The sequence below is a fragment of the Micromonospora pallida genome (genome assembly GCF_900090325.1).
Lineage (GTDB): Bacteria > Actinomycetota > Actinomycetes > Mycobacteriales > Micromonosporaceae > Micromonospora > Micromonospora pallida.
Genome location: NZ_FMHW01000002.1, coordinates 6,450,207 through 6,472,011 on the forward strand (window position 1 = coordinate 6,450,207; position 21,805 = coordinate 6,472,011).

22 protein-coding genes are annotated in these 21,805 nt (G+C 74.1%); 18 read left to right on the forward strand and 4 right to left on the reverse strand.

Annotated features, from left to right (window positions below; translation table 11 throughout):
• Positions 1–298 precede the first annotated feature (298 nt).
• From folP to GA0074692_RS27290, 7 genes are all read left to right on the forward strand, one after another.
• Positions 299–1,309 carry a dihydropteroate synthase gene (folP, locus tag GA0074692_RS27260; protein WP_091649227.1) on the forward strand — a complete coding sequence of 337 codons (1,011 nt, stop codon included), beginning with the start codon at positions 299–301 and terminating at the stop codon, positions 1,307–1,309.
• On the forward strand, positions 1,306–1,671 hold the full coding sequence (gene folB / locus GA0074692_RS27265; RefSeq protein ID WP_091649230.1) for a dihydroneopterin aldolase: 366 nt from the start codon (positions 1,306–1,308) through the stop codon (positions 1,669–1,671). Before folP ends, folB begins: the two co-directional genes overlap by 4 nt.
• Positions 1,668–2,195 (forward strand): 2-amino-4-hydroxy-6-hydroxymethyldihydropteridine diphosphokinase, encoded by a 528-nt coding sequence (gene folK, locus GA0074692_RS27270; RefSeq protein WP_091649234.1) that lies wholly within the window; start codon positions 1,668–1,670, stop codon positions 2,193–2,195. The genes folB and folK overlap by 4 nt, the downstream gene beginning before the upstream one ends.
• Before the next feature lie 19 nt (positions 2,196–2,214).
• Positions 2,215–2,748, forward strand: coding sequence for a DUF3180 domain-containing protein (locus tag GA0074692_RS27275; protein ID WP_091649237.1), 534 nt, complete (start codon positions 2,215–2,217; stop codon positions 2,746–2,748).
• Between the two features lie 129 nt (positions 2,749–2,877).
• The gene (locus tag GA0074692_RS27280) at positions 2,878–4,173 is read left to right on the forward strand and encodes an ABC transporter permease (RefSeq protein ID WP_176738604.1); all 1,296 of its coding nucleotides are present in this window, start codon (positions 2,878–2,880) and stop codon (positions 4,171–4,173) included.
• Between the two features lie 46 nt (positions 4,174–4,219).
• Complete coding sequence (locus tag GA0074692_RS27285) at positions 4,220–4,528, forward strand: hypothetical protein (RefSeq protein WP_091649240.1); 309 nt, start codon at positions 4,220–4,222, stop codon at positions 4,526–4,528.
• 70 nt (positions 4,529–4,598) lie between these two features.
• The gene (locus GA0074692_RS27290) at positions 4,599–5,099 is read left to right on the forward strand and encodes a hypothetical protein (protein ID WP_091649243.1); all 501 of its coding nucleotides are present in this window, start codon (positions 4,599–4,601) and stop codon (positions 5,097–5,099) included.
• 123 nt (positions 5,100–5,222) lie between these two features.
• On the opposite strand, the gene GA0074692_RS27295 is transcribed toward GA0074692_RS27290, so the two are convergent.
• A complete protein-coding gene (locus GA0074692_RS27295; protein ID WP_091649246.1) occupies positions 5,223–6,242 on the reverse strand; it encodes an ABC transporter ATP-binding protein in 1,020 nt (339 codons plus the stop codon).
• A 2-nt stretch (positions 6,243–6,244) separates the two neighbouring features.
• Between GA0074692_RS27295 and GA0074692_RS27300 the strand changes: the two genes are divergently transcribed.
• The 4 genes from GA0074692_RS27300 (at position 6,245) to GA0074692_RS35030 (ending at position 11,297) form a co-directional block, all read left to right on the forward strand.
• Positions 6,245–6,931, forward strand: coding sequence for an ABC transporter permease (locus GA0074692_RS27300; protein ID WP_091649251.1), 687 nt, complete (start codon positions 6,245–6,247; stop codon positions 6,929–6,931).
• Positions 6,928–7,650 (forward strand): ABC transporter permease, encoded by a 723-nt coding sequence (locus GA0074692_RS27305; RefSeq protein ID WP_091649255.1) that lies wholly within the window; start codon positions 6,928–6,930, stop codon positions 7,648–7,650. The genes GA0074692_RS27300 and GA0074692_RS27305 overlap by 4 nt, the downstream gene beginning before the upstream one ends.
• 353 nt (positions 7,651–8,003) lie before the next feature.
• Positions 8,004–9,011, forward strand: a complete 1,008-nt coding sequence (locus GA0074692_RS27310; protein WP_245730482.1) for a glycine betaine ABC transporter substrate-binding protein — start codon at positions 8,004–8,006, stop codon at positions 9,009–9,011.
• 114 nt (positions 9,012–9,125) lie between these two features.
• Positions 9,126–11,297: a hypothetical protein gene (locus GA0074692_RS35030; protein ID WP_091649257.1), complete on the forward strand. Its 2,172-nt coding sequence runs from the start codon at positions 9,126–9,128 to the stop codon at positions 11,295–11,297.
• A gap of 95 nt (positions 11,298–11,392) precedes the next feature.
• Here GA0074692_RS35030 and GA0074692_RS27320 read toward each other — a convergent pair whose 3' ends face one another.
• Positions 11,393–12,556: an NADH-quinone oxidoreductase subunit D gene (locus tag GA0074692_RS27320; RefSeq protein ID WP_176738746.1), complete on the reverse strand. Its 1,164-nt coding sequence runs from the start codon at positions 12,554–12,556 to the stop codon at positions 11,393–11,395.
• 11 nt (positions 12,557–12,567) lie between these two features.
• A complete protein-coding gene (locus GA0074692_RS27325; protein ID WP_091654175.1) occupies positions 12,568–13,704 on the reverse strand; it encodes an SAM-dependent methyltransferase in 1,137 nt (378 codons plus the stop codon).
• 251 nt (positions 13,705–13,955) lie between these two features.
• On the opposite strand from GA0074692_RS27325, the gene GA0074692_RS27330 reads away from it, so the two are divergent.
• From GA0074692_RS27330 to GA0074692_RS27360, 7 genes are all read left to right on the forward strand, one after another.
• Positions 13,956–14,924 carry a Rossmann-like and DUF2520 domain-containing protein gene (locus GA0074692_RS27330; protein ID WP_091654177.1) on the forward strand — a complete coding sequence of 323 codons (969 nt, stop codon included), beginning with the start codon at positions 13,956–13,958 and terminating at the stop codon, positions 14,922–14,924.
• Positions 14,921–15,769, forward strand: coding sequence for a pantoate--beta-alanine ligase (gene panC / locus GA0074692_RS27335; protein WP_091649260.1), 849 nt, complete (start codon positions 14,921–14,923; stop codon positions 15,767–15,769). The genes GA0074692_RS27330 and panC overlap by 4 nt, the downstream gene beginning before the upstream one ends.
• A 53-nt stretch (positions 15,770–15,822) precedes the next feature.
• Positions 15,823–16,248: an aspartate 1-decarboxylase gene (gene panD, locus GA0074692_RS27340; protein ID WP_091649263.1), complete on the forward strand. Its 426-nt coding sequence runs from the start codon at positions 15,823–15,825 to the stop codon at positions 16,246–16,248.
• Between the two features lie 150 nt (positions 16,249–16,398).
• Positions 16,399–17,325 (forward strand): septum formation family protein, encoded by a 927-nt coding sequence (locus GA0074692_RS27345; RefSeq protein WP_091649266.1) that lies wholly within the window; start codon positions 16,399–16,401, stop codon positions 17,323–17,325.
• 174 nt (positions 17,326–17,499) lie between these two features.
• The gene (locus GA0074692_RS27350) at positions 17,500–19,194 is read left to right on the forward strand and encodes an L-aspartate oxidase (RefSeq protein ID WP_091649269.1); all 1,695 of its coding nucleotides are present in this window, start codon (positions 17,500–17,502) and stop codon (positions 19,192–19,194) included.
• 86 nt (positions 19,195–19,280) lie between these two features.
• On the forward strand, positions 19,281–20,177 hold the full coding sequence (gene nadC, locus GA0074692_RS27355; RefSeq protein ID WP_091649272.1) for a carboxylating nicotinate-nucleotide diphosphorylase: 897 nt from the start codon (positions 19,281–19,283) through the stop codon (positions 20,175–20,177).
• A gap of 29 nt (positions 20,178–20,206) precedes the next feature.
• Complete coding sequence (locus GA0074692_RS27360; protein ID WP_091649274.1) at positions 20,207–20,965, forward strand: type III pantothenate kinase; 759 nt, start codon at positions 20,207–20,209, stop codon at positions 20,963–20,965.
• 38 nt (positions 20,966–21,003) lie between these two features.
• On the opposite strand, the gene GA0074692_RS27365 is transcribed toward GA0074692_RS27360, so the two are convergent.
• Positions 21,004–21,744: a class I SAM-dependent methyltransferase gene (locus GA0074692_RS27365; protein WP_091649277.1), complete on the reverse strand. Its 741-nt coding sequence runs from the start codon at positions 21,742–21,744 to the stop codon at positions 21,004–21,006.
• Positions 21,745–21,805: the final 61 nt, after the last annotated feature.

Consider the following 21,805-nt stretch of genomic DNA (forward strand, 5'->3'; position numbering starts at 1 on the left):
CTGACGGACGGTGCGTTTCGGGCGCGTCGTCACTGACGCTGCGTTCGCGCCCCACCACGCTAGGTGGCAGGCTTTGGGCGGATTTCCCCGCTTTGGTCCTCCCTCCGGGCTTCGGTCGCCTCAGTGCCGAAGCAATTCCAAAGCGTACGGGCCGCCCCTCTTTGGAACAAGCGGCGAAGAGTATGCCCGCTTCGCCCCCGGCGACCGATCGTACACCTGTTCCAATTGCCTTGTCAGGGGCGCGGACAACCGACCCCGACCCACCCCAGCCCCTCGGCGTGGCGGGTACGGTGCAGCGGTGACCGATCTGGTAGGGGCGGATGTCCCGGTGGTGATGGGCGTCCTGAACGTCACGCCCGACTCCTTCTCCGACGGTGGCCGGTACGCCGACGTCGACGCCGCCGTCCGACACGGCGTGTGGCTGCACGCCACCGGCGCCCATCTGGTCGACGTGGGTGGCGAGTCGACCCGTCCCGGCGCGGATCGGATCGACGCCGAGACCGAGACGGCCCGGGTGCTGCCGGTCGTCCGGGAACTCGCCGCCGCCGGGGTGCCGGTCAGCATCGACACCACCCGGGCCCGGGTGGCCGAGGCCGTGCTGGCTGCCGGGGCGGCCGTGGTCAACGACGTCTCCGGTGGCCTGGCCGATCCGGACATGGCGCGAGTGGTCCGCGACGCCGGCTGCCCCTGGGTGCTGATGCACTGGCGCGGCCACTCCCGGGACATGCGTGACCTGGCCACCTACACCGACGTGGTCGCTGACGTACGGGCCGAGTTGACCCAGCGCGTCGAGGCGGCGCTGCGGGCCGGGGTGGCGGCGGACCGGATCATCGTCGACCCCGGTCTCGGCTTCGCCAAGACGGCCGCCCACAACTGGGAACTCACCGCCCGCCTGTCCGAACTGCTGACCCTCGGTTTTCCGCTGCTGTTCGGGGCGAGCCGGAAGTCGTACCTCGGTCGGCTGCTCGCCGGGCCGGACGGCGCACCGCGACCCACCGACGGCCGGGCGGCGGCGACCATCGCCACCAGCGTCCTCGCGGTGGCCGCAGGCGCCTGGGGGGTACGGGTGCACGACGTCCGCGGCACCACCGACGCGCTGGCCGTCTGGCGGGCCAGCGGCCGGCCCCGACTGGCCGCACCGACGCCCGAGCACGGGCCGGACGCCCACACCGGCGCGGAGCGTGGGCCCGATGTCAGCACCGGCGGGGAGCGCGGGCCAGAGGCGGACGCCGGTGTGGACCGTGGACCGGAAATCAACACCGGCGCGGAGCGTGGACGCGGTGCCGACCGGGAAGAGGGAGCGGCATGAGCGACCGGATCACGCTGACCGGGCTGCGGGCCCGTGGCCGGCACGGGGTCTACGACTTCGAGCGGGAACAGGGGCAGGACTTCGTGGTCGACGCGGTCCTCGAACTCGACCTCACCCCGGCGGCCCGTTCCGACGCGGTCACCGACACCGTCCACTACGGCGAACTGGCCGGCCGGCTGGTCGCCGTGGTGACCGGGGAGCCGGTCAACCTGATCGAGACCCTGGCCGACCGGCTGCTCGACGTCTGTCTGGCCGACGACCGGGTCACCACCGCCACGGTGACCGTGCACAAGCCCGAGGCGCCGGTACCGCACGCCTTCACCGACGTGGCAGTGACCATGACCCGGACGCGTGCCCGGTGACCCGGGCTGTGCTCTCGCTGGGCAGCAACCTCGGCGACCGGCTGGCCCACCTGCGTACGGGGGTGGCGTGCCTCGGCGACGCGGTCCGGGTGGTCTCCGGGGTCTACGAGACGCCGCCCTGGGGTGACACCGACCAGCCGGCGTACCTGAACGCGGTGCTGCTGGCGGAGGATCCGGCCGCCACGGCGCGGGACTGGCTGGACCGGGCCCGGGACGCCGAGCAGGCGGCCGGGCGGGTCCGCGACCCGGGACGCCGGTTCGGACCCCGCACCCTGGACGTGGACGTGGTGGCCGTCTGGGACGACGCGGACGAGCCGGTGCTCAGCGACGACCCGGAGCTGACCCTGCCTCACCCCCGCGCCCACCAACGCGCCTTCGTGCTGCGTCCGTGGATCGACATCCAGCCCTATGGGCGGCTGCCGGGGCACGGCTGGCTGACCGACCTGCTGACCGCGGAGCCGGTCGCCGGGGACACCTTGGAACTGCGTGCCCGGCCGGAACTGAGGTTAGAGTCGACGGCATGACCCATCGGAGCCGGGCGGCATGACCCAGCCGCAGTCCCCGTCGCCCCGTGGTCCGCGGCCCGACCGTGACCGGTTGGGCCCGACCCGTCCCGCCACGTTGGTGGTGGCCGGTCTCGCCGCCGCCGCGCTGGCCTGGTTGCTGATCAGCGTCGCCTACGGCGCCATGCCGGACCTGCCCTGGCTGCCGGTGATCACCCTGGCCGGGCTCGCCGTGCTGGAGGGGTACGCGGCGGTCAACACCCGGGGCCGGATCGAGCGCCGGCCGGGCCGGGACCCGGTGAACCCGCTCATGGTCGCCCGGTTCGTCGTGCTGGCGAAGGCGTCCGCGCTGGCCGGCGCGATCTTCGCCGGTTTCTACGCCGGACTTTCCGGTTGGCTCTTCGTCGAGCGCACCCGCGCGGCGGCCGAGGACCGACCGGCCGCCCTGGCCGGACTGGCCGCCTCGTTGGCACTGGTCGCGGCGGCTCTCTGGCTGGAACGTTCGTGCCGGGTGCCCGAGCGGCCGGACGACGAACGCGAGCCCGACGACCGGGAGAACCGGCACATCCATTGATCACGGGGTTACGTCTTCGCCCGGGCGCGGGTACGGTGCCTGCGACCGGGTAGCCAAGGCCGACGCCGGTCCACGCACTCCGTTCTGCGCCGGGCTGGACCGGTCGGCCACCGTGGGAGGCGTGCGTCAATGGGGTACGACGAGCCGGGCCGGGGTGAGTCCGTCGATCGGGACCAGTCCGGACCGGCCACAGCCGTCGTCGCCGAACCGCCGACTCCGGCCGAGTACGGCCCCGACCGGGTCGCCGTGCACGTGGCCTGGGAGGCCACCCTCGCCGTCGCGGTGGGCGTCCTCGGCCTGCTGCTCTGGCTCCAGGAGCCGCAGGCCCTGCGCGGCGACGGGCTGCGGGCACTCCTCGTCGGCGTGGTCGGGCTCGGTCTGCTCGCGCTCGCAGCCGGGCTGAGCCTGCGTACCGCCGCCCCGAACCTGGCGATCGGTCCGGTGGCGGTCGCCGCCGCCCTGCACTTCGCCGAGCAGGGCGACCGGGGGATGACCGAGGCGATCGTCCCGGCCGTGGTGACGGCGGCCGTGGGCGGTCTGGTCGTGGCGATGTTCGTGGTGCTGCTGCACGTGCCCGCCTGGGCGGCCAGCCTGGCCGCCGCAGCCGCGGTGGTGGGGTACGTCCAGCGCCGGCAGGTGCCGGTGCTGGTGCAGGCCGACTACGACCCAACCCCGCACGCCTACCACCTTTTCGCGGGATTCCTGGCGGTCGCCGTCCTCGGTGGTCTGTTCGGCGCGATCCGGCCGGTGCGCGGCCTGGTGGGACGGATCCGGCCGGTCCGGGACCCGGCGCTGCGGCGCGGGCCGGTGGCCGCCGTGGTCACTGCCGGCGCGCTGATCGGCTCCACGGTGATGGCGACGCTGGCGGGTGTGCTGCTCGCCGCGAACGGCGTCGACCAGATCGTCCCCTACCCCGCTCTGGACTGGACGGCGCTCGGGATCGGCATTGCTCTGCTCGGCGGGACGAGCGCCTTCGGCCGGCGCGGCGGGGTCAGCGGAACGCTGCTGGCGGTGGTCCTGGTCGGGCTCTTCCTCACCTACGTCAGGGCCGCCGGGTACGAGCTCAGTCGCTGGGCGGTCGCCGGAACGGCGCTCGCCGTCGGCCTGGTCGTCACCCGCCTGGTCGAGACGTACGGGCGGCCACGTCCGGCCGCCGTCGAGGCGTCCGATCCCGGTTCCGGCGACTCGACGATCTCCTCGGGCTGGGCGCTGCCGGGCGCCGGCACGTACGACACCTGGCCGCCGGCGTTGCCGGCCAACTCCCCGGAGGACCCGGTCGACCCGTGGGGGCGCTGGGACGGCGGCGGGCGGGACCGGTGGCGCGAAGACGGCGAGCAGGACCGGTGGCGCGGTGATGACGGTGGGCAGGACCGGTGGCGTGAAGACGGCGAGCGGGACCGGTGGCGCGGTGACGACCGCCGGTGAGCCGACTCGACGGGCCGATACCGATCTCGCCGGTTAGGCTCGCCGCATGACCGAATCATCGTCCCCGGGCTCGGACGGTCGCTCCTTCGCCGAACTGGACGCGCTCTCCACCGAGGAGCTTCGTGAGCAGGCGTTCGCCCTGGCCAGGGAACGCCGGGACGTCAAGTTCTTCTGGTCCGTCCTGCGGCACCTGCCCAACGCCGACGAGGCGGCGGTGCTCGACGGCGCGCCCAACTCGGTCGGGCCGACCATCGACGAGGCGGCGGCGCTGTGGCGGGAGCTGACCGGCCATGGCTACGAGGAATCCGCGCCGTTGCTGCGGGCCGCCTTCATCGACTACCTGATGAAGCACTGAACCGATTCGTACGGTGAAGCGGATCGCCCTCAGGTTTGGCCGCCTCGGCTGGCCGGGAACTGGTCGGGGCATGTCGCTGACCAGCCGAGGCGGGGTCGACCGCCGTCGTAGCACCGCGACGGGCACCGGCACCCTCGCCGTGCTCGTCCTGGTCGGTGTCGGCGGCAGCCCCGGCTACACCGGGTGGGCCGAGGCGAACACCGACCCGAACTCGGCGGCCGGCTGGTTCCTGCGCCTGCTCGCCTGGCCGAGCTGGCGGTTCGACTCGGACCGTCCGATGGAGACGCTTTTCACCGACGGGCTGCGTGCCCTGTTGCTGGTGGTTCTCGCCGCCGTCCTGCTCTACCTGCTGCCCGGACCGCAGTCCGCCCCGGCCGCCGGCCTGCTCAGCCAACTCTTCTCCGGTTGGGGCGCGTACGTCTTCGCGGCTGGCTTTGCCGCGCTGCTCAGTGCCCTGCTCGGGGCCGAGTCGTCACTCTTCGCCGCTGTCCAGTCGGCCGGCACCGGTGCCGCGTACGGCTTCTTCGCCGGCTGGATCATCGGCGTCGCCAGCCTCGGCGGCCGGGCCTGACCGACCCGCCGCTTCCAGGCCAGGAATGCGGCTGGCCTGACCTCCCAGGCCAGGAATGCGGCTGGCCCTGACCGGACCGCCGCTCCCAGGTAGGAAGCGGCCGGCCCCAGCGCGAGCAGCCGGTCAGTTCTCCGGTCCGCCCAGATCCAGCAGTTGTCGCCGGCTCAGCACGCCGACCGGTTCGCCGTCGTCGACCACGACCGCCCGGTCGGCGGCCGAGGTCAGCAGGACAGCCAGCGCGTCGTACGCCGAGCCGCCCAACCGGACCCGGGGCAGGTCCGCGCCGTCGTCGCCGGTCAGCGGACGCAGCGTCGCGCGGGTGACCGGGGTGACCGCCAGCCGGCGGATGCCCCGGTCGGCCCCGACGAAGTCGCGGACGAACTCCGACGCCGGCTCGCCGAGCACCGCGGCCGGCGTGTCGAACTGTTCCAGCCGGCCGCCCTCGGAGAGCACCGCGATCCGGTCGCCGAGCCGGACCGCCTCGTCCAGGTCGTGGGTGACCAGCACGATGGTCTTGCGTACCTCGGCCTGTAGCCGGAGGAACTCCTCCTGCAACCGGGTCCGCACGATCGGGTCCACGGCGGAGAACGGTTCGTCCATGAGCAGCACCACCGGGTCGGCGGCCAGCGCTCGGGCCACGCCGACCCGTTGCCGTTGCCCGCCGGAGAGTTCGTGCGGGTACCGGCGACCGAACTGCGCCGGGTCGAGCCCGACCAGCTCGAGCAACTCGTCGACCCGGTGGCGGCTGCGCTCCTTCGACCAGCCGAGCAGCCGGGGCACGGTGGCGACGTTGGCGCGTACGGTCTGGTGCGGGAAGAGGCCGACGTTCTGGATGACGTAGCCGATCCGGCGGCGCAGTGTCACCGGGTCGACCCGGGTGACGTCGTCGTCGCCGAGCAGGACCCGGCCGGAGGTTGGCTCGATCAGGCGGTTGATCATCCGGAGCACGGTCGACTTCCCGCAGCCCGACGGGCCGATCAGCACCACGAGTTCGCCGGCCCGTACCTGGAGGCTCAGGTCACGCACCGCCTCGGTGCCGTCGGGGTAGCGCTTGCCGATCCCGTCCAGGGTGATCGACGCGGCGGTGCCCGTCGACGCGGTCGCGCGGTCGGCGACAAGATCGGGGTCCGGGGTAACGTCCACGCATGTCCTTCCGCCTGAGCTACCGGGCCGATCCGGGTAACCCGTGGTTCTCCTGGCAGTACGTTCGGGACAACTCCGACAGCATCGTCGCCGCGCTGGGGGAGCACGCCTCGCTGACCGCCCGCGCGGTGGTGATCGCCGCGTTGGTGGCCCTGCCACTGGCGGTGGCGGCGTACTGGTTCCGGCCACTCACCGGCCCGATTCTCGCACTGACGGGTGTGCTCTACACGATCCCGTCCCTGGCGCTGTTCGCCTTCCTGGCGCCGTACCTCGGAATCGGGGCGGTGACCGTACTCAGCGTGGTGGTGCTCTACGCGCTGCTGGTCATCGTGCGCAACGTGCTGGCCGGGCTCAACCAGGTGCCGCCCGAGGTGCGGGAGGCCGCCCAGGGCATGGGGTACGGCCGCTGGGGCCGGCTGTTCCGGGTGGAGCTGCCGCTGGCGCTGCCCGGCATCCTCACCGGGCTGCGGCTCGCCACCGTCTCCACGGTCGCGCTGGTGACGGTGGGCGTGGTGGTCGGCCGGGGCGGACTCGGCCAGCTCATCTTCGCCGGCTTCCAGAACAACTTCTACAAGGCGCAGATCATGACCGGCACCCTGCTCTGCGTGCTGCTGGCGCTGCTGCTCGACCTGGTGCTGGCCGGGGTCGGCCGGCTGCTCACCCCCTGGTTGCGGAGGACCACCCCATGAGCGCGATCGAGCAGGCGGTGCTCTGGCTCAACGACCCGCTGAACTGGACCAACCCGGGCGGCATCCTGGAACGGCTCACGGAACACCTGACCATGTCGGCGGCGGCGGTCGCCCTCGGCTGTCTGGTGGCCTGGCCGGTCGGGTTCTGGCTCGGGCACACCGGCCGGGGCGGTGGCCTGGTGGTGCTCGTCTCCAACGTGACCCTCGCCGTGCCGACCCTCGCCCTGCTGACCATCCTGCCGTTGACCTTCCTCGGGTTCGGGCAGCCGGCGGTGGTGGTCGCGCTGGCCGTCTTCGCCGTGCCGCCGCTGCTGGCGAACGCGTACACCGGGATCCGGCAGGCGGATCCGGAGGCCCGCGACGCGGCCCGGGGCATGGGCTTCTCCGGTTGGCAGGTGCTGCGCCGGGTGGAGTTGCCGCTGGCGGTGCCGTACCTGGCGGCCGGGTTCCGGACCGCCACCGTCCAGGTGGTCGCCACCGCCGCGCTGGCCTCCTTCGTCAACGGGGGCGGGCTGGGCCAGATCATCCGGGCCGGCTTCGGCCTGGACATCGCGGCCGGCGGTGGGCAGATCCTCGCGGGCGGGGTGCTGGTGGCCGGGCTGGCGATCCTGGTCGAGTTGCTCCTGGCCCTGGTCGAGCGGCTGGTCACCCCGCGCCCGCTGCGGCGGGTCCGCCGCCGGGCCAGCCGCCGCGCGGCGGGTGCCGTGGCCGGCGGCTGAGCCGCTGGCGGGGGTCGAGCACTGAGGTCAGCCGTGGCCGGCGGCTGAGTCGCCGGTGGGGGTGAAGCCGCCGATGTGCTCGCCGGTTGCCGGGCCCGAGGGAGCCGGAGCCGGGTCACCCTGGGGTGACGCATGGGTGACGATCCGGTGACAAACCCGCCATGCGGACTTGTCGGGCCGCCCCCGAAAGTGTTTCGTGGAACTTCTGCGAGCGCGTCTCGCGTGATTCCGCGAGGATGTCTCGTGGGATCCCACGGGAATCGACTCGGGGAGACACACGGGCGGCAGGACGATCGCCCGTCGGACACGCGGCCGGCCCGGACGGGTCGCGCCGGGACACAGGAGGCGGGCTGATGATGCGCGCGCGTACTCGACTGGCCATCGGCGCGGTGGGCGCCCTTGCCGCAGCGGGATTCCTCACCGCCTGCGGCGACGCGGGCTCCTCTGGCACCGAGGCGCCGGAGGCAGCGGCCTCCGGTGCGGGCTGCGCCCCGGTCGCCGGCGACCAGTTGGTCGTCCTCGAGGACGACAAGAAGCTCCAGAACACCGACAACGTCATTCCGGCGATCAACGCCAAAGCGGCGAACCCGCAGCTCATCGCCGCCCTCGACAAGGTTTCGGCGGTGCTGGACACGCCGAAGCTGGTCGCGCTCAACAAGGCCGTCGACGTGGACCGCAAGACGCCCGAGGCGGCGGCCGAGGAGTTCGCCACGGCGAACAACCTGACCGACGGCATCGCCAAGGGACCGGGTGGCCCGATCGTGGTCGGGGCGGCCAACTTCAGCGAGAGCCAGACCCTCGCCGAGCTGTACCGGATCGCGCTCACCGCTGCCGGATACCAGGTCAAGGTGCAGCAGGTCGGCAACCGTGAGCTGTACGAGCCGGCCCTGGAGAAGGGCGATATCCAGGTGTTCCCGGAGTATGCGGCGACCCTGGCCGAGTTCCTCAACAAGAAGGCCAACGGCAAGGACGCCCCAGAGGTCTCCTCGCCCGACCTGGACAAGACCGTCGCCGCCCTCAAGACGGCTGGCGAGAAGGCCGGTCTGACCTTCGGTGCGCCCTCGGCCGCCCAGGACCAGAACGCCTTCGCGGTCACCAAGGCGTTCTCCGACAAGTACGGTGTGACAACCCTCACCCAGCTCGCTGAGAAGTGCTCCGGTGCCGACACCGTGCTCGCCGGCCCGCCGGAGTGCCCGGAGCGAACGAAGTGCCAGGCCGGCCTGGTCCAGGTCTACGACTTCAAGGCCGGCTCGTTCAGCTCGCTGGACGCCGCCGGACCGCAGACCAAGAACGCCCTGAAGACCGGTGCCGCCAGCGTGGGCCTGGTCCTCTCCTCGGACGGGGCGCTCGCGGTCAGCTGAGTCCGTCCGCGCGCCGGCCGCCCGACGCGTGGAGCATGTCGTTCCGCCGACGGTGCCCGAAATCGGGCACCGTCGGCTTTTTCGTCCCAGGAACGCTCGGTAGGCTGCACACCCATGCCCGCTTCCGACGACAAGCGCGCCGCCTCGCGGTCGACCCTTCTCTTCCGGGCTGGTCTGGCGGTCGCCGCGCTCGCGGCGTTGCTGCTGCTGGTCGCCGACGGCAACGGTGTGCTGCGCGTCGCCGCCGTGCTCGCGATCGCCTCGGTGGTCATGATCGGCCTGTCGATCACCCTCCGTCCGGACGCCGTCGGCGAGGTGCGGCAGCTCGCCGACGAGATCGACGAGTTGCGCGCCGAACTCACCGCTGTCGCCCACTCCGCCCGACAGGCCGCCGCCCCCGACCGGTGGTCGCCGGAGCCGGCGGCGGCTCGGGCCCGGGTCGGTGACGTGGCGACGGCCCGGGTCGGTGAGGTGTCGACCGAACCGGCCGGCGAGCCACCCCGGGCCGGGCGGGCGCGGGTGGCGCCGGCCGACGTGGCCGGGGTGGATCCGCTCCGGCGGGGCGCCGACGAACCGGAGCCGGAGGAGGCGATGCCGGACCACCGTCCGCGTCGGGTCGCCGAGACCGACCACTGGCGGGCCGAGCCCGCGTACGGCCGTCACCCCGAGGAGCACCGTCACCCCGAGGAACACCGTCACCCCGAGGGACCCCGCCACCCCGAGGGACCCCGTCGCGCAGAGGAACACGCAGCGGGCCGCCGTGCCGAGGACCACCGGCGTACCGACGAACACGGAGCGGGCCGGCGGACCGGAGAACCGGGTGAGGGCCGCCGCCGGGTCGAGGACCGGGACGACGCTCACCGGGCGGAGGACGACCACCGCCGGGCCGGGGCCGGTGGCCGGCGCCGCGCGGACGAACACGACGGGTCGGCGGAGCACGGCACCGGGCGTCGGCGGGCACCCGAGCCGGACGAGGAGTCGTTCGGCGACCACCGGTCGGCCGGAGACTGGTACGCCGACGAGGAGCCGGCCGCCCGGTCGCGGGCCACCCCCCGGTACGCCGAGCGGTCGGCGGGCGGGGTGTACGGCGCGCCGCCCCGCTCCGACCGGTCCGACGGCCGAGCCGGGGCCACGCCCGGCCCGGAGGTACCATCCCGCCCGGTCGGCATGGTGCGGCACACCGAGACCGTGCACGTGACCACCCGGCACACCATCGTCGACGGCACCGGCGCGGACCCGGGTCCGGGCAGCGGCTACGGCCGGTGGACGCCGGCTGAGGAGCAGCCGTGGACGGGGCACGCCCCGGAGCGAGACGACCGGTGGGACGGCTACCCGCCGTCGGAGGACCATGCCCGACCGGGCCGCCCGCGTGGGTCGGCGCGGCCGGCACCGCCGTCCGGACACCCCGACCGCTCCTGGGACGCCCCGCCGGCCGGGTCCGGTCCGGCCGAGGCGCGGTCCTGGTCCGGCCCGGCGGACCGGTCCGGGTCGGACGGTTCCCCCGACTGGTCCGGCCACCGCGCACCGAACCAGGGCGGAACGGACCGGCGCACGCCGGCCGGTGACCGGGGCTGGTACGGGGCCGACGACCGGTACGGACCGCCGGGCGGAGACGACGGGCGGTCCCGGCGGAGCGCGGCGGAGCGGTCGGGCCGGACGTACCCGTCGACGGAGGCCGGGGCCGGGGCCGACGACTGGTCCGAGGTCCAGGCCGGCGGCCGGTGGGCGACCGTCCGGGACGACGGACACGGTCGGGAACTGCGGATGGGTGAGCGGCGGGCGGCGGTGCACGCCGACGACAGCGGCACCGAACTGCGGGTGGAGGACCATTGGGCGGCCGTCCGGCGGCCCCGGCGCGGGCAACCCGACGACGGGTACGACCGCGACGAGCCGGGCCGCGGTTCCCGGTCGGCGTACCCGCGCGGAAACGACCGGGGCGATCACCGCCCCGACCTGAACCGGGCGCTGCCGCCGGGCGGGGTGCCGGTGCCGGAGCAGTGGCGGCCCGCGCGGGGCGACCGTCCGACGCACGGCTGGTCGACGCCCGACGAACCCGAACCCGCGCCCGGCTGGTCGACGTCGCCGCACGGGCCCGAGTCGGCGCACGGCTGGTCGGGGTCGCATGAGCCCGAGCCGTCACACGGGCGGTCGGCGTCGCGCGGACAGCGGCCGGCCGACGACTGGCCGGATCCGGCCCGCCGGCGCGAGCCCGGCTCGGACCGGTACGGCCGGTCGTACGGGGAGCCCGAGCGACGCGGCGACGACTCCCCGGGGCACTGGCGCTGACCCCGTCCCCGGCGGCCACCTGTCGGGGCCGTCGACCTGTAGCTACTTGTCGGGGCGGCGACCAAACGCCACCTGTCGGGGCCGTCGACCTGTAGCTACTTGTCGACGTCGCCGACGACGAAGAACATCGAGCCGAGGATCGCGACGAGATCGGGGACCAGGCAGCCGGGGATCAGGGTGGCCAGCGCCTGCACGTTGGCGTACGACGCCGTGCGCAGCTTCAGCCGCCACGGCGTCTTCTCGCCCCGGGAGACCAGGTAGTAGCCGTTGATGCCGAGTGGGTTCTCGGTCCAGGCGTAGGTGTGCCCCTCCGGTGCCTTGACCACCTTCGGCAGCCGGGTGTTGACCGGTCCGGTCAGTTGGTCCACCCGGTCCAGACACCGCTGGGCGAGATCGAGTGAGACGTACACCTGGTCGAGCAGCACCTCGAAGCGGGCGTGGCAGTCCCCGGTGGTGCGGGTGACCACCGGGACGTCCAGTTCGCCGTAGGCGAGGTACGGCTCGTCCCGGCGCAGGTCGAGGTCGAGCCCGGAGGCGCGGGCGACCGGGCCGGACGCGCCGAACGCGGCGGCGTCGGCGGCGGACAGCACCCCGACCCCGACCGTACGGGCCAGGAAGATCTCGTTGCGCCGGATCAGGTTGTCCAGGTCGGGCAGGCGGCGGCGTACCTCGTCGATGGCCGCGCGGGCGCGGCGCGTCCAGCCGGCCGGCACCTCCTCTTTGAGCCCGCCGACCCGGTTGAACATGTAGTGGATCCGGCCGCCGGAGACCTCTTCCATGACCGCCTGGAGCGTCTCCCGTTCCCGGAAGGCGTAGAACATCGGCGTGATCGCGCCGATCTCCAGCGGGTAGGACCCGAGGAACATCAGGTGGTTGAGCACCCGGTTCAGCTCGGCGAGCGCGGTCCGCAGCCAGACCGCCCGCTCCGGCACCTCCAGCCCCATCAGCCGTTCGACGGCGAGTACCACGCCCAGCTCGTTGGAGAAGGCCGACAGCCAGTCGTGCCGGTTGGCCAGCACGATGATCTGCCGGTAGTCGCGGACCTCGAAGAGCTTCTCGGCGCCCCGGTGCATGTACCCGATGATCGGCTCGCAGGCGACCACCCGTTCGCCGTCGAGCACCAGTTTCAACCGGAGCACTCCGTGGGTGGAGGGGTGCTGCGGGCCGATGTTCAGCACCATGTCGGCGGTGTCCAGACCCGTCCCGGTGCCGACGGTCAACTCACGCAGGCTCCCGGCGTCGGTGGTCATGCCCGACATCGTGCCACGGCTCAGGACCGGGGTGGCGGTGGTGGCCCGGACCCCGCCAACGGCGCGGGGATGCCCACCGGCTGCAACAGCCACCAGTGTCCGCCCAGCCCGGCCGGCTCGGTCAGCTCGGCGACGGCCGACGCGGCGGCGAGCGCGCGGACGTACCCGGCCGGATCGGTGGCGGCCAGGGCCAGGGGTGGGCGACCACCGTCGGCCCCGAGCGACCGCAGTGCCTCCCGCTGACCGAGCAGCGCGTACGGCGTACCGGCCACCGCCGAGCCGGCGTCGCCGGCCGCGTCCACGGCGACGTGTGCGGTGAGGTCGCAGGAGCCGTCCGGCACCGGCGGCACCTGTCGACCGGCCCGGTATCCGGTCAGCGTCCCGGCGATCGGACGGTCGGCGCGCAGGTGGCCGTAGTCGACGGCCAGGGCGAGTCCCCGGTCGACGGCGCCTACCGCCTCCGCCCAGGCCACGTCCCGGGTCCGCCCGATCTCGGCCCGGCTCCCTGGGGCCGGGTCCGGCCACCAGGTCGCCAGCCACTCGGCGTCGGCCGGGTCGACCGGCCCGCCGACGGACTCGACGCCGGCCGCGTCGACCAGCACGGTGCGCCAGCCGTCGTCGGTGGCCACCGCCACGTCCAGCGGCACGTTGTCCAGCCACTCGGTGGCCAGCAGCAACCCGGTGACGCCCGCCGGCGCGCGATCCCGCCAGTCGACGGCGGCGGTGAGCCCGGGCGGCCGGGACGCCACCTCGACTGCGGTGAGTCGGAGCCGATCGGCCAACGGCTGCCCCGACCCACCGGCATCCTCCGTCGGCTGGTCCACGCCGTTCCCGTCCGTCGGCTGGTCGCCGCTGGTGGCCGCACCGGTGGTCGGCGACTGCCGGCCACCGGCCCCACCCGCCGTGCGGTCGGCGGCGAGCCGGGCGAGGGTGGTGAGCAGTTCACCCCGTCCCGCGCCGACGTCCACCACGTCGAGCCGGGCGGGACGCCCGAGCGCCGCGTCGACCCGCTCGACCAGCCGCAGCAGCGCCGCGCCGAACACCGGGGACGCGTGCACGCTGGTCCGGAAGTGCGCCGCCGGACCGGCGCCGGCCACGAAGAAACCGTCGGGGCCGTAGAGCGCCGTGGTCATCGCCGCCCGCCAACCGGTGCCCATCAGTCCGTCCCTCGTCGAGGTGGGGGTCACCGTGTCGACCCTACGGCCCGTCCATCCCGGGACGGCCGCTCGGGCCCGGTCGAACCGGTCACCGTAGGGGCCGCTCGGGTGCGGTCGAACCGGCCACCGCAGGGCCCCGTCCGCGACCCCACCGGTGCTGGTGAAGGTTTTCACACCTGTCTGTGCGTGCCGGTGCCCACGGCGCATACTTGCGCTTGACCGGTACCACCTTCGAGGACTGGATCATCGCCATGAGCGCATCACTGCGCCCGCGCCCCGGCGCGCCCACCGGCAGCGCCGTCGAACCGCCGGGCCACCTCCCCGTTCTTCCCCGCCATCTCACCGTCGGCGTGATCGGTGCCGGCCGGGTCGGTGCGGTGCTGGGTGCGGCGCTCACCGCCGCCGGTCACCGGGTGGTCGCCGCCGCCGGTGTCTCCGCCGCCTCCACCGCCCGGATCGCCCGGTTGTTGCCCGACGCCCGACGCCGGTCGGTGCTGGCGGTCGCTCGCGCCGCCACCGACCTGCTGCTGGTGGCGGTCCCGGACGACGCGCTCACCGCCGTGGTGACCGGTCTCGCCGAGAGCGGCGTCCTGCGCGCCGGCCAGGTGGTCGCGCACACCTCCGGCGCGTACGGGTTGGGCGTGCTCGCCCCGGCCGTCGAGGTGGGGGCCCGGCCGCTGGCGCTGCACCCCGCGATGACCTTCACCGGTACGCCCGACGACCTCGACCGCCTGCCCGGCGTCTCGTATGGGGTGACCGCCCCGCCGGAGCTGCGGACACTGGCCACCCGTCTGGTCGCCGACCTCGACGGTGTGCCGGAGTGGATCGACGAGGCGGACCGGTCGCTCTACCACGCGGCCCTGGCGCACGGCGCCAACCACCTGGTCACCCTGGTCAACGAGGCGGCCGACCGGCTGCGCGACGCCGGGGTGGACGAGCCGGCCCGGGTGCTCGCCCCGTTGCTGCGGGCGGCGCTGGAGAACGCCCTGCGGCTCGGGGACGACGCGTTGACCGGTCCGGTGTCACGCGGGGACGCCGGCACGGTCCAGCGGCACCTCGAGCGGTTGACGGCGACCGCGCCGGACTCGGTCGGGGCGTACCTGGCTCTGGCCCGGCGTACCGCCGACCGGGCGATCGCCGCCGGCCGGCTCCGGCCGGTCGACGCGGAGTCGCTGCTCGGGGTGCTGGGCGGCGCGACGAACCGGGAGGCAGTGGCATGACCGAGGTGGTGCACACCCGGGCGGACCTGGCCCGGGCGCGGGGCGCGCTGACCGGCACGGTCGGGGTGGTGATGACCATGGGCGCGCTGCACTCCGGGCACGAGTCGCTGCTCAGGGCCGCCCGGGAGCAGGCCGACCACGTCCTGGTGACGATCTTCGTCAACCCGTTGCAGTTCGGCCCGAACGAGGACTTCGACCGGTACCCGCGCACCCTCGACGCGGACCTCGAGGTGTGCCGGCGGGCCGGGGCGGACCTGGTCTTCGCCCCCTCGGTCGCGGACATGTACCCGGACGGGCCACCCCACGTACGGCTCGAGCCGGGGCACCTCGGCGGCGAGTTGGAGGGGGAGAGCCGGCCCGGCTTCTTCCACGGGGTGCTCACCGTGGTCCTGAAGCTGCTCCAGCTCACCCGGGCCGACCTCACCTTCTTCGGGGAGAAGGACTACCAGCAGCTCACCCTGGTCCGGCGGATGGTCCGCGACCTCGAGGTGCCGGTCCGGGTCGTCGGCGTACCGACGGTGCGCGAGCCGGACGGGCTGGCCCTGTCCAGCCGCAACCGCTACCTGTCCCCGGCCGAGCGGGTCACCGCGCGGAGCCTCTCCGCCGCACTGCACGCCGGCTCGCTGGCCGCCTCGGACGGTGCGACCGCCGCCGACGCGCTGGCCGCCGCCCACGCCGCCTTCGACAAGGTCGGCGGCTCCGGCGCGGAACTGGACTATCTGGTGCTCACCGACCCCGACCTGGAACCCGGTCCGCTCACCGGCCCGGCCCGGCTGCTGATCGCGGCCCGGGTCGGCACCACCCGGCTCATCGACAACATGGCGATCCGGCTCGATCCCCGCTGACCATCCGACCCGGGCCGGACCGGTCCGGGGTACGACCGCGAGAGGCAAACCCGATGTACCGCACCATGCTGAAGTCGAAGATCCACCGGGCCACGGTGACCCAGGCCGACCTGCACTACGTCGGCTCGGTGACCGTGGACCAGGATCTCCTCGACGCCGCCGACCTGCTCCCCGGTGAGCAGGTGGCGATCGTGGACATCACCAACGGCGCGCGGTTGGAGACCTACGTCATCCCCGGCGAGCGGGGCAGCGGCGTGATCGGCATCAACGGGGCCGCCGCGCACCTGGTGCACCCCGGTGACCTGGTCATCCTCATCTCGTACGGGCAGATGGACGACGCCGAGGCGCGGACGTACCAGCCCCGGGTGGTGCACGTCGACGCCGACAACCGGGTGATCGAGCTGGGTGTCGACCCGGCCGGGGTGGCCCCGGGCATGGTCGGTGACCCGGTACGCGGAGACGTGCTCGCCGTCCGCTGACCGCCGTGCCCGTTCCGGCTGCCGGCCGGCCCGGTCCTTGTCGCCGGTGTCCGGTTCCGGCCCGCACGTGCGGTCTGTTACCGGAGGGTCATTTGTTGTTACCCTCACCGCGCGCCGTCGGGCGACGGCCGCTGGCTGGGGGAGGCCGCGATGAGCGGGATTTTCCGCTGTTCCCGGCGCGGGCGTCGGGCGGGGAGGAGCCTGGCCGCAGCGGTGCTGGCGGCCACCCTGCTGGCCGGCTGCGCCAGCTCCGACGGGCTGGACGGTGACCTGGTCGACGACTGGGCCGCCCTGGCCGCGCCCGGACCGTTCGTGCCGCCGGCCGGGGTCTGCCAGGTGGCCGACTTCGCGGACGTGGTCCCGCTCGCCACCTTCACGCCGGTGGACTGCGGCGTCCCACACCGGGTGGAGACCGCGCACGTGGGCACCTTCCCGCCCGCCGTCACTGCCGTCCCGGCCGTCGACTCGCCGCCGATGCGGGGCGCCTTCGCCGACTGCGACACCCGCGCCTCGGCGTACGTGGGGGACGAGTGGCGGGCCGGGCGGCTACGGCTCGGGGTGGCCCTGCCGTCCAAGGTCGGCTGGACGTCCGGTGCCCGCTGGTACCGCTGCGACCTGACCGAGGTCGACACCGTGGAACGTGACGGCCGGACGGTGCTGCGCTCCGGCAGCCTGCGGGACGCCCTGAAGGGACCCTCGCCGCTCCGGCTGGGCTGTCAGAGTGCGCGTACCGGGCCGGAGTTGGGCGTGCAGGCGGTCACCCCGGCCGACTGCGCCAAGGCGCACAACGCCGAGTTCGCCGGGGTGTGGAAGGCCCCCGACACCCCGTTCCCGGTGAAGCCCGCTGACTGGGCTCCGCTCTACGCCGGCTGCCGGTCCGTCCTCGCCCGGTACGCCGGCCTGCCGGCCGACGACTACCTTCGGTTCCGCGTCGACGTGGTGGTACGCCCACCCGGGGCGGGCCGGTGGAAGGCCGGCGACCGGGGCGTCCGCTGCTACCTCTGGCTCAGCGACCGCACGGTGACCCGCTCGCTCAAGGGCGCCGGCCCCACAGCCCTGCCGATCCGCACCCGCTGACCCCCTGCCACCGCCCGGCCCGGTGTCGCCGCCACGACCGGTGTCGCCGCCACGCCCTGCCCGGGAGCGGCCCCGCGACCGGCGTAGATGTGGTGGCGGGGGAGGAAGGTCGGCCGCGCCACTCGATGTGGCCCCGCCGCTGCGCGGGCGGTCCCGGCGCGGTTGACTGTGCCCATGGAGCTGTCGACCGTCGCGCTGCCCCGCGTTCCCGACCTGCTGGCCGCGCCCGCGCCCGGATGGGTGGAGACCACGGACGTGATCGTGGTCGGGTCCGGGGTCGCCGGGCTGACTGCCGCGCTGCACCTGCGGGAGGCGGGGCTGCACGTCACCGTCGTCACCAAGGTCAGCATCGACGAGGGCTCGACCCGCTGGGCGCAGGGTGGCATCGCCGCGGTGCTCGACCCGGCGGACACCCCGGCCGCGCACGCGTACGACACCGAGGTCGCCGGGGTGGGGCTCTGCGACCCGGCGGCGGTGCGGGTGCTGGTGGAGGAGGGGCCGGCCCGGCTGCGGGAGCTGATGCGGATCGGGGCCGAGTTCGACCGGCACCCGGACGGCTCGCTGATGCTGACCCGGGAGGGCGGGCACCGGGCCGACCGGATCGTGCACGCCGGCGGGGACGCCACCGGTGCGGAGGTCCAGCGGGCCCTGCACGCCGCGGTCCGCCGTGACCCGTGGATCCGACTGGTCGAGCACGCCCTGGTGCTGGACCTTCTCCGTGCCCCCGGGGCCGGCCCTGGCGGGCTCGGCCGGGCCTGCGGGATCACCCTGCACGTGCTCGGCGAGGGGAGCGAGGACGGCGTCGGCGCGATCCTGGCCCGCGCGGTCGTCCTGGCCACCGGCGGCATGGGCCAGATCTTCGCCGCGACCACCAACCCGGCCGTGTCGACCGGGGACGGCGTCGCGCTGGCCATGCGGGCCGGAGCGGACGTCACCGACGTGGAGTTCGTCCAGTTCCACCCGACCGCGCTGATCGTCCCGGAACACGCCCGGGTGCCCGGGGCCGGGCACGCCCAGCAGCCGTTGGTCTCCGAGGCGCTGCGCGGCGAGGGCGCGTACCTGGTCGACGCCGACGGCAAGCGGTTCATGGTGGGGCAGCACGAGCTGGCCGAGCTGGCCCCCCGGGACGTGGTGGCCAAGGGCATCCACCGGGTGCTGCTGGCCACCGGCACGGACCAGGTCTACCTCGACGCCCGGCACCTCGGCGGCGCCCACCTGGCCCGCCGCTTTCCGACCATCGTGGCCTCCTGTCTGGCCATCGGGGTGGACCCGGCGACCGATCTGATCCCGGTCGCCCCGGCCGCCCACTACGCGTCGGGCGGCGTCCGTACGGACCTGCACGGCCACACCTCCATCCCCGGCCTGTACGCCTGCGGCGAGGTGGCCTGCACCGGGGTGCACGGCGCCAACCGGCTGGCCAGCAACTCGCTGCTGGAGGGGCTGGTCTTCTCCCGCCGGATCGCCGAGGACATCGCCCGCAGCCTGCCGGAACAGGCGCAGCCCGCGCCGACCGGCGCGTGGTGCGGCGGGGGCGGCTGGGTCGTGCCGCCGGAGGTGACGCCGGTGCTGCAACGGGCGATGACCCGGGGAGCCGGGGTGCTCCGCTCGGCGGAGACGCTGGCCGCGACGGCGGCGACGCTGACCGAACTCGGCACGGGACGGAGCGCGCCCCGGACGGCGAGTTGGGAGGCGACGAACCTGGTGACAGTGGCGTCGACGCTGGTCGCCGCCGCCTACGCCCGCCGGGAGACCCGGGGCTGCCACTGGCGGGAGGACTTCCCGACCGCCGACGAGACGTGGCGTGGCCACCTGGTCGGGTCGATCGGGGCGGACGGCCGGCTGACCCAGCGGTGGCAGGGACCTGCATGAGTGCGAGGAGTGAGCCGGTTCTGCGAGCCCTCAGTCGCGAGCTAACCGGTTCTGCGAGCCCGCAGTCGCGAACTAAGGAGACACGGATGAGGGAGTCGACCCAGCAGGCGCTGCGGGAGGGCGGGCTCGATCCGGCGGAGGTCCGGCGGATCGTCGAGTCCGCGCTGCGTGAGGACCTCGGCCCGGAGTTCCGGGACGTGACCAGTGTCGCCACCATTCCGGCCGAGCAGACCGACACCGCCGACCTGGTGGCCCGGGCGGACGGGGTGGTCGCCGGGCTGGCCGTGGCCGCGGCCGTGTTCGAGCTGGTCGGGCCGCTGACCGGCGAGAGCCGTACGGTCGGGGTGTCCCTGGTGGCCGCCGACGGCGCGCGGGTGGCGCGCGGCGACGTGCTGGCGACGGTGACCGGCCCGACCCGGCTGCTGCTGACCGCCGAGCGGACGGCGCTCAACCTGCTCTGCCGGATGTCCGGGGTGGCCACCCACACCCGGGCCTGGGCGGACGCGCTGGGCGGAACGAAGGCGATGGTGCTGGACACCCGGAAGACCACCCCGGGGCTGCGCTTGCTGGAGAAGTACGCGGTCCGCGCCGGGGGCGGCACGAACAAGCGGATGGGCCTGTACGACGTCGCGATGATCAAGGACAACCACAAGTTCGCGGCCGGGGGCATCGCCGCCGCGTACCGGCGGGTCCGGGAGGCGTTCCCCGGGGTGGCGGTGCAGGTGGAGGTGGACACCCCGGCCGAGGCGCTGGAGGCGGTCGAGGCCGGCGCGGACTTCCTGCTGCTGGACAACATGTCCCCGGCGACCCTGGTCGAGGTGGTCGCCGCGGTTGGCGACCGGGCGGAACTGGAGGCGACCGGCGGGCTGACCCTCGACGTCGCCGCCGAGTACGCCGCCACCGGCGTCGACTACCTCTCGGTGGGCGCGCTGACCCACTCCTCGCCGATCCTGGACATCGCGCTGGACCTGCGGACGGCGTGAGTCGTACCGGCGTTGTCTAGGCTTCGTGCGTGCTGCTCTGCATCGACATCGGAAACACCAACACCGTGCTGGCCACCTTCGACGGCGACCGGCTGGTGCACTCCTGGCGGGTCAAGACCGACGCCCGCTCGACCGCCGACGAGCTGGGCCTGATGTTCCGGGGCCTGCTCGCCGGGGACGCGGTGGAGATCACCGGGGTGGCCGCCTGTTCCACCGTGCCGGCTGCGCTCCGCTCGCTGCGGACCATGCTGGCCCGCTACTACGGCGACCTGCCCAGCGTGGTCGTCGAGCCAGGGGTGCGGACCGGGGTGCAGCTCGCCATCGACAACCCCAAGGAGGTCGGCTCCGACCGGGTGGTCAACACGCTCGCCGCGTACACCCTCTACGGCGGCCCGTCGATCGTGGTGGACTTCGGCACCACCACCAACTTCGACGTGATCAGCGGGCGGGGCGAGTTCCTGGGCGGGGCGTTCGCCCCCGGGATCGAGATCTCCTTCGACGCGCTCGCCGCCCGCGCCGCCCAGCTCCGCAAGGTCGAGGCGACGAAGCCCCGGTCGGTGATCGGCAAGAACACCGTGGAGTGCCTCCAGTCCGGCCTCTACTTCGGCTTCGCCGGGCAGGTGGACCGGATCGTCGACCGGATGACCGAGGAGTTGGGCGAGGTCAAGGCGGTGATCGCCACCGGCGGGTTGGCTCCGCTGGTGATCAACGAGTGCCGCACCATCACCCACCACGAGCCGATGATCACCCTCATCGGCCTCCGCCTCGTCTACGAGCGGAACGTCTGACCCCGCTCCCTGCTACGCGGGCCCGCGAGGGGGCGGGGTCAGGAGCGGTGGGCGCGGAAGGTGAGGGTGCGGTAGGGCAGGTCGAGGGTGGTCCGGCCGGCCAGGTCCGGGTGCTCGGCGAAGAGGGCGCGCAGCTCCCGGTCGACCCGCGCCCGCTCGGCCGCCCCGGCGGTCAGGTACGACGACCGGGTACGCAGCATCCCGACCACCTCGTCCAGGGTGCGCGTGATCCGGTGCGCGACCTCGAACAGCTCCACCGGCCCGAAGGCCGGGCCGAAGTCGGTGATCTCCTCGACCAGGTCACCGGCAATGTCGTGCCAGCCGGCGATCCGTCCCAGTTCGGCCACCCAGTCGACGCTCTCGTCCCGGCTGTTCCAGATTGGGGCGAACGTCCCGCCCGGCCGGAGCACCCGCGCGATCTCGGCGTGCGCCCGGTCCCGGTCGAACCAGTGGTACGCCTGACCCACCAGCACCGCGTCCGCCGTCCCGTCCGGCAGCGGTACCGCCTCGGCGCTGCCGGACAACGCGGTCACGCCCGGGGTGACGTCGGCCAGGGTCGCCCGCATGCCCGGGTCGGGTTCCACCGGGGTCACCTGGTGGCCGAGCGCCCGTACCCCGCGGGTGAGGATGCCGGTGCCGGCGCCGAGGTCGACCACCCGGGCCGGGACGGTCAGGTCGGCCAGCGCCCAGCGCAGCGCCCGCTCCGGATAACGGGGGCGGTACCGGTCGTACTCGGCGGCGGCGGGGCCGAACGACAGGGCCTGCGTGGGGTTCACCATGCCAGGAGGTTATCGAGTTCGGGCCGGCGGACGGCTTGAGTACGCTCGTGCCTTGAACCCA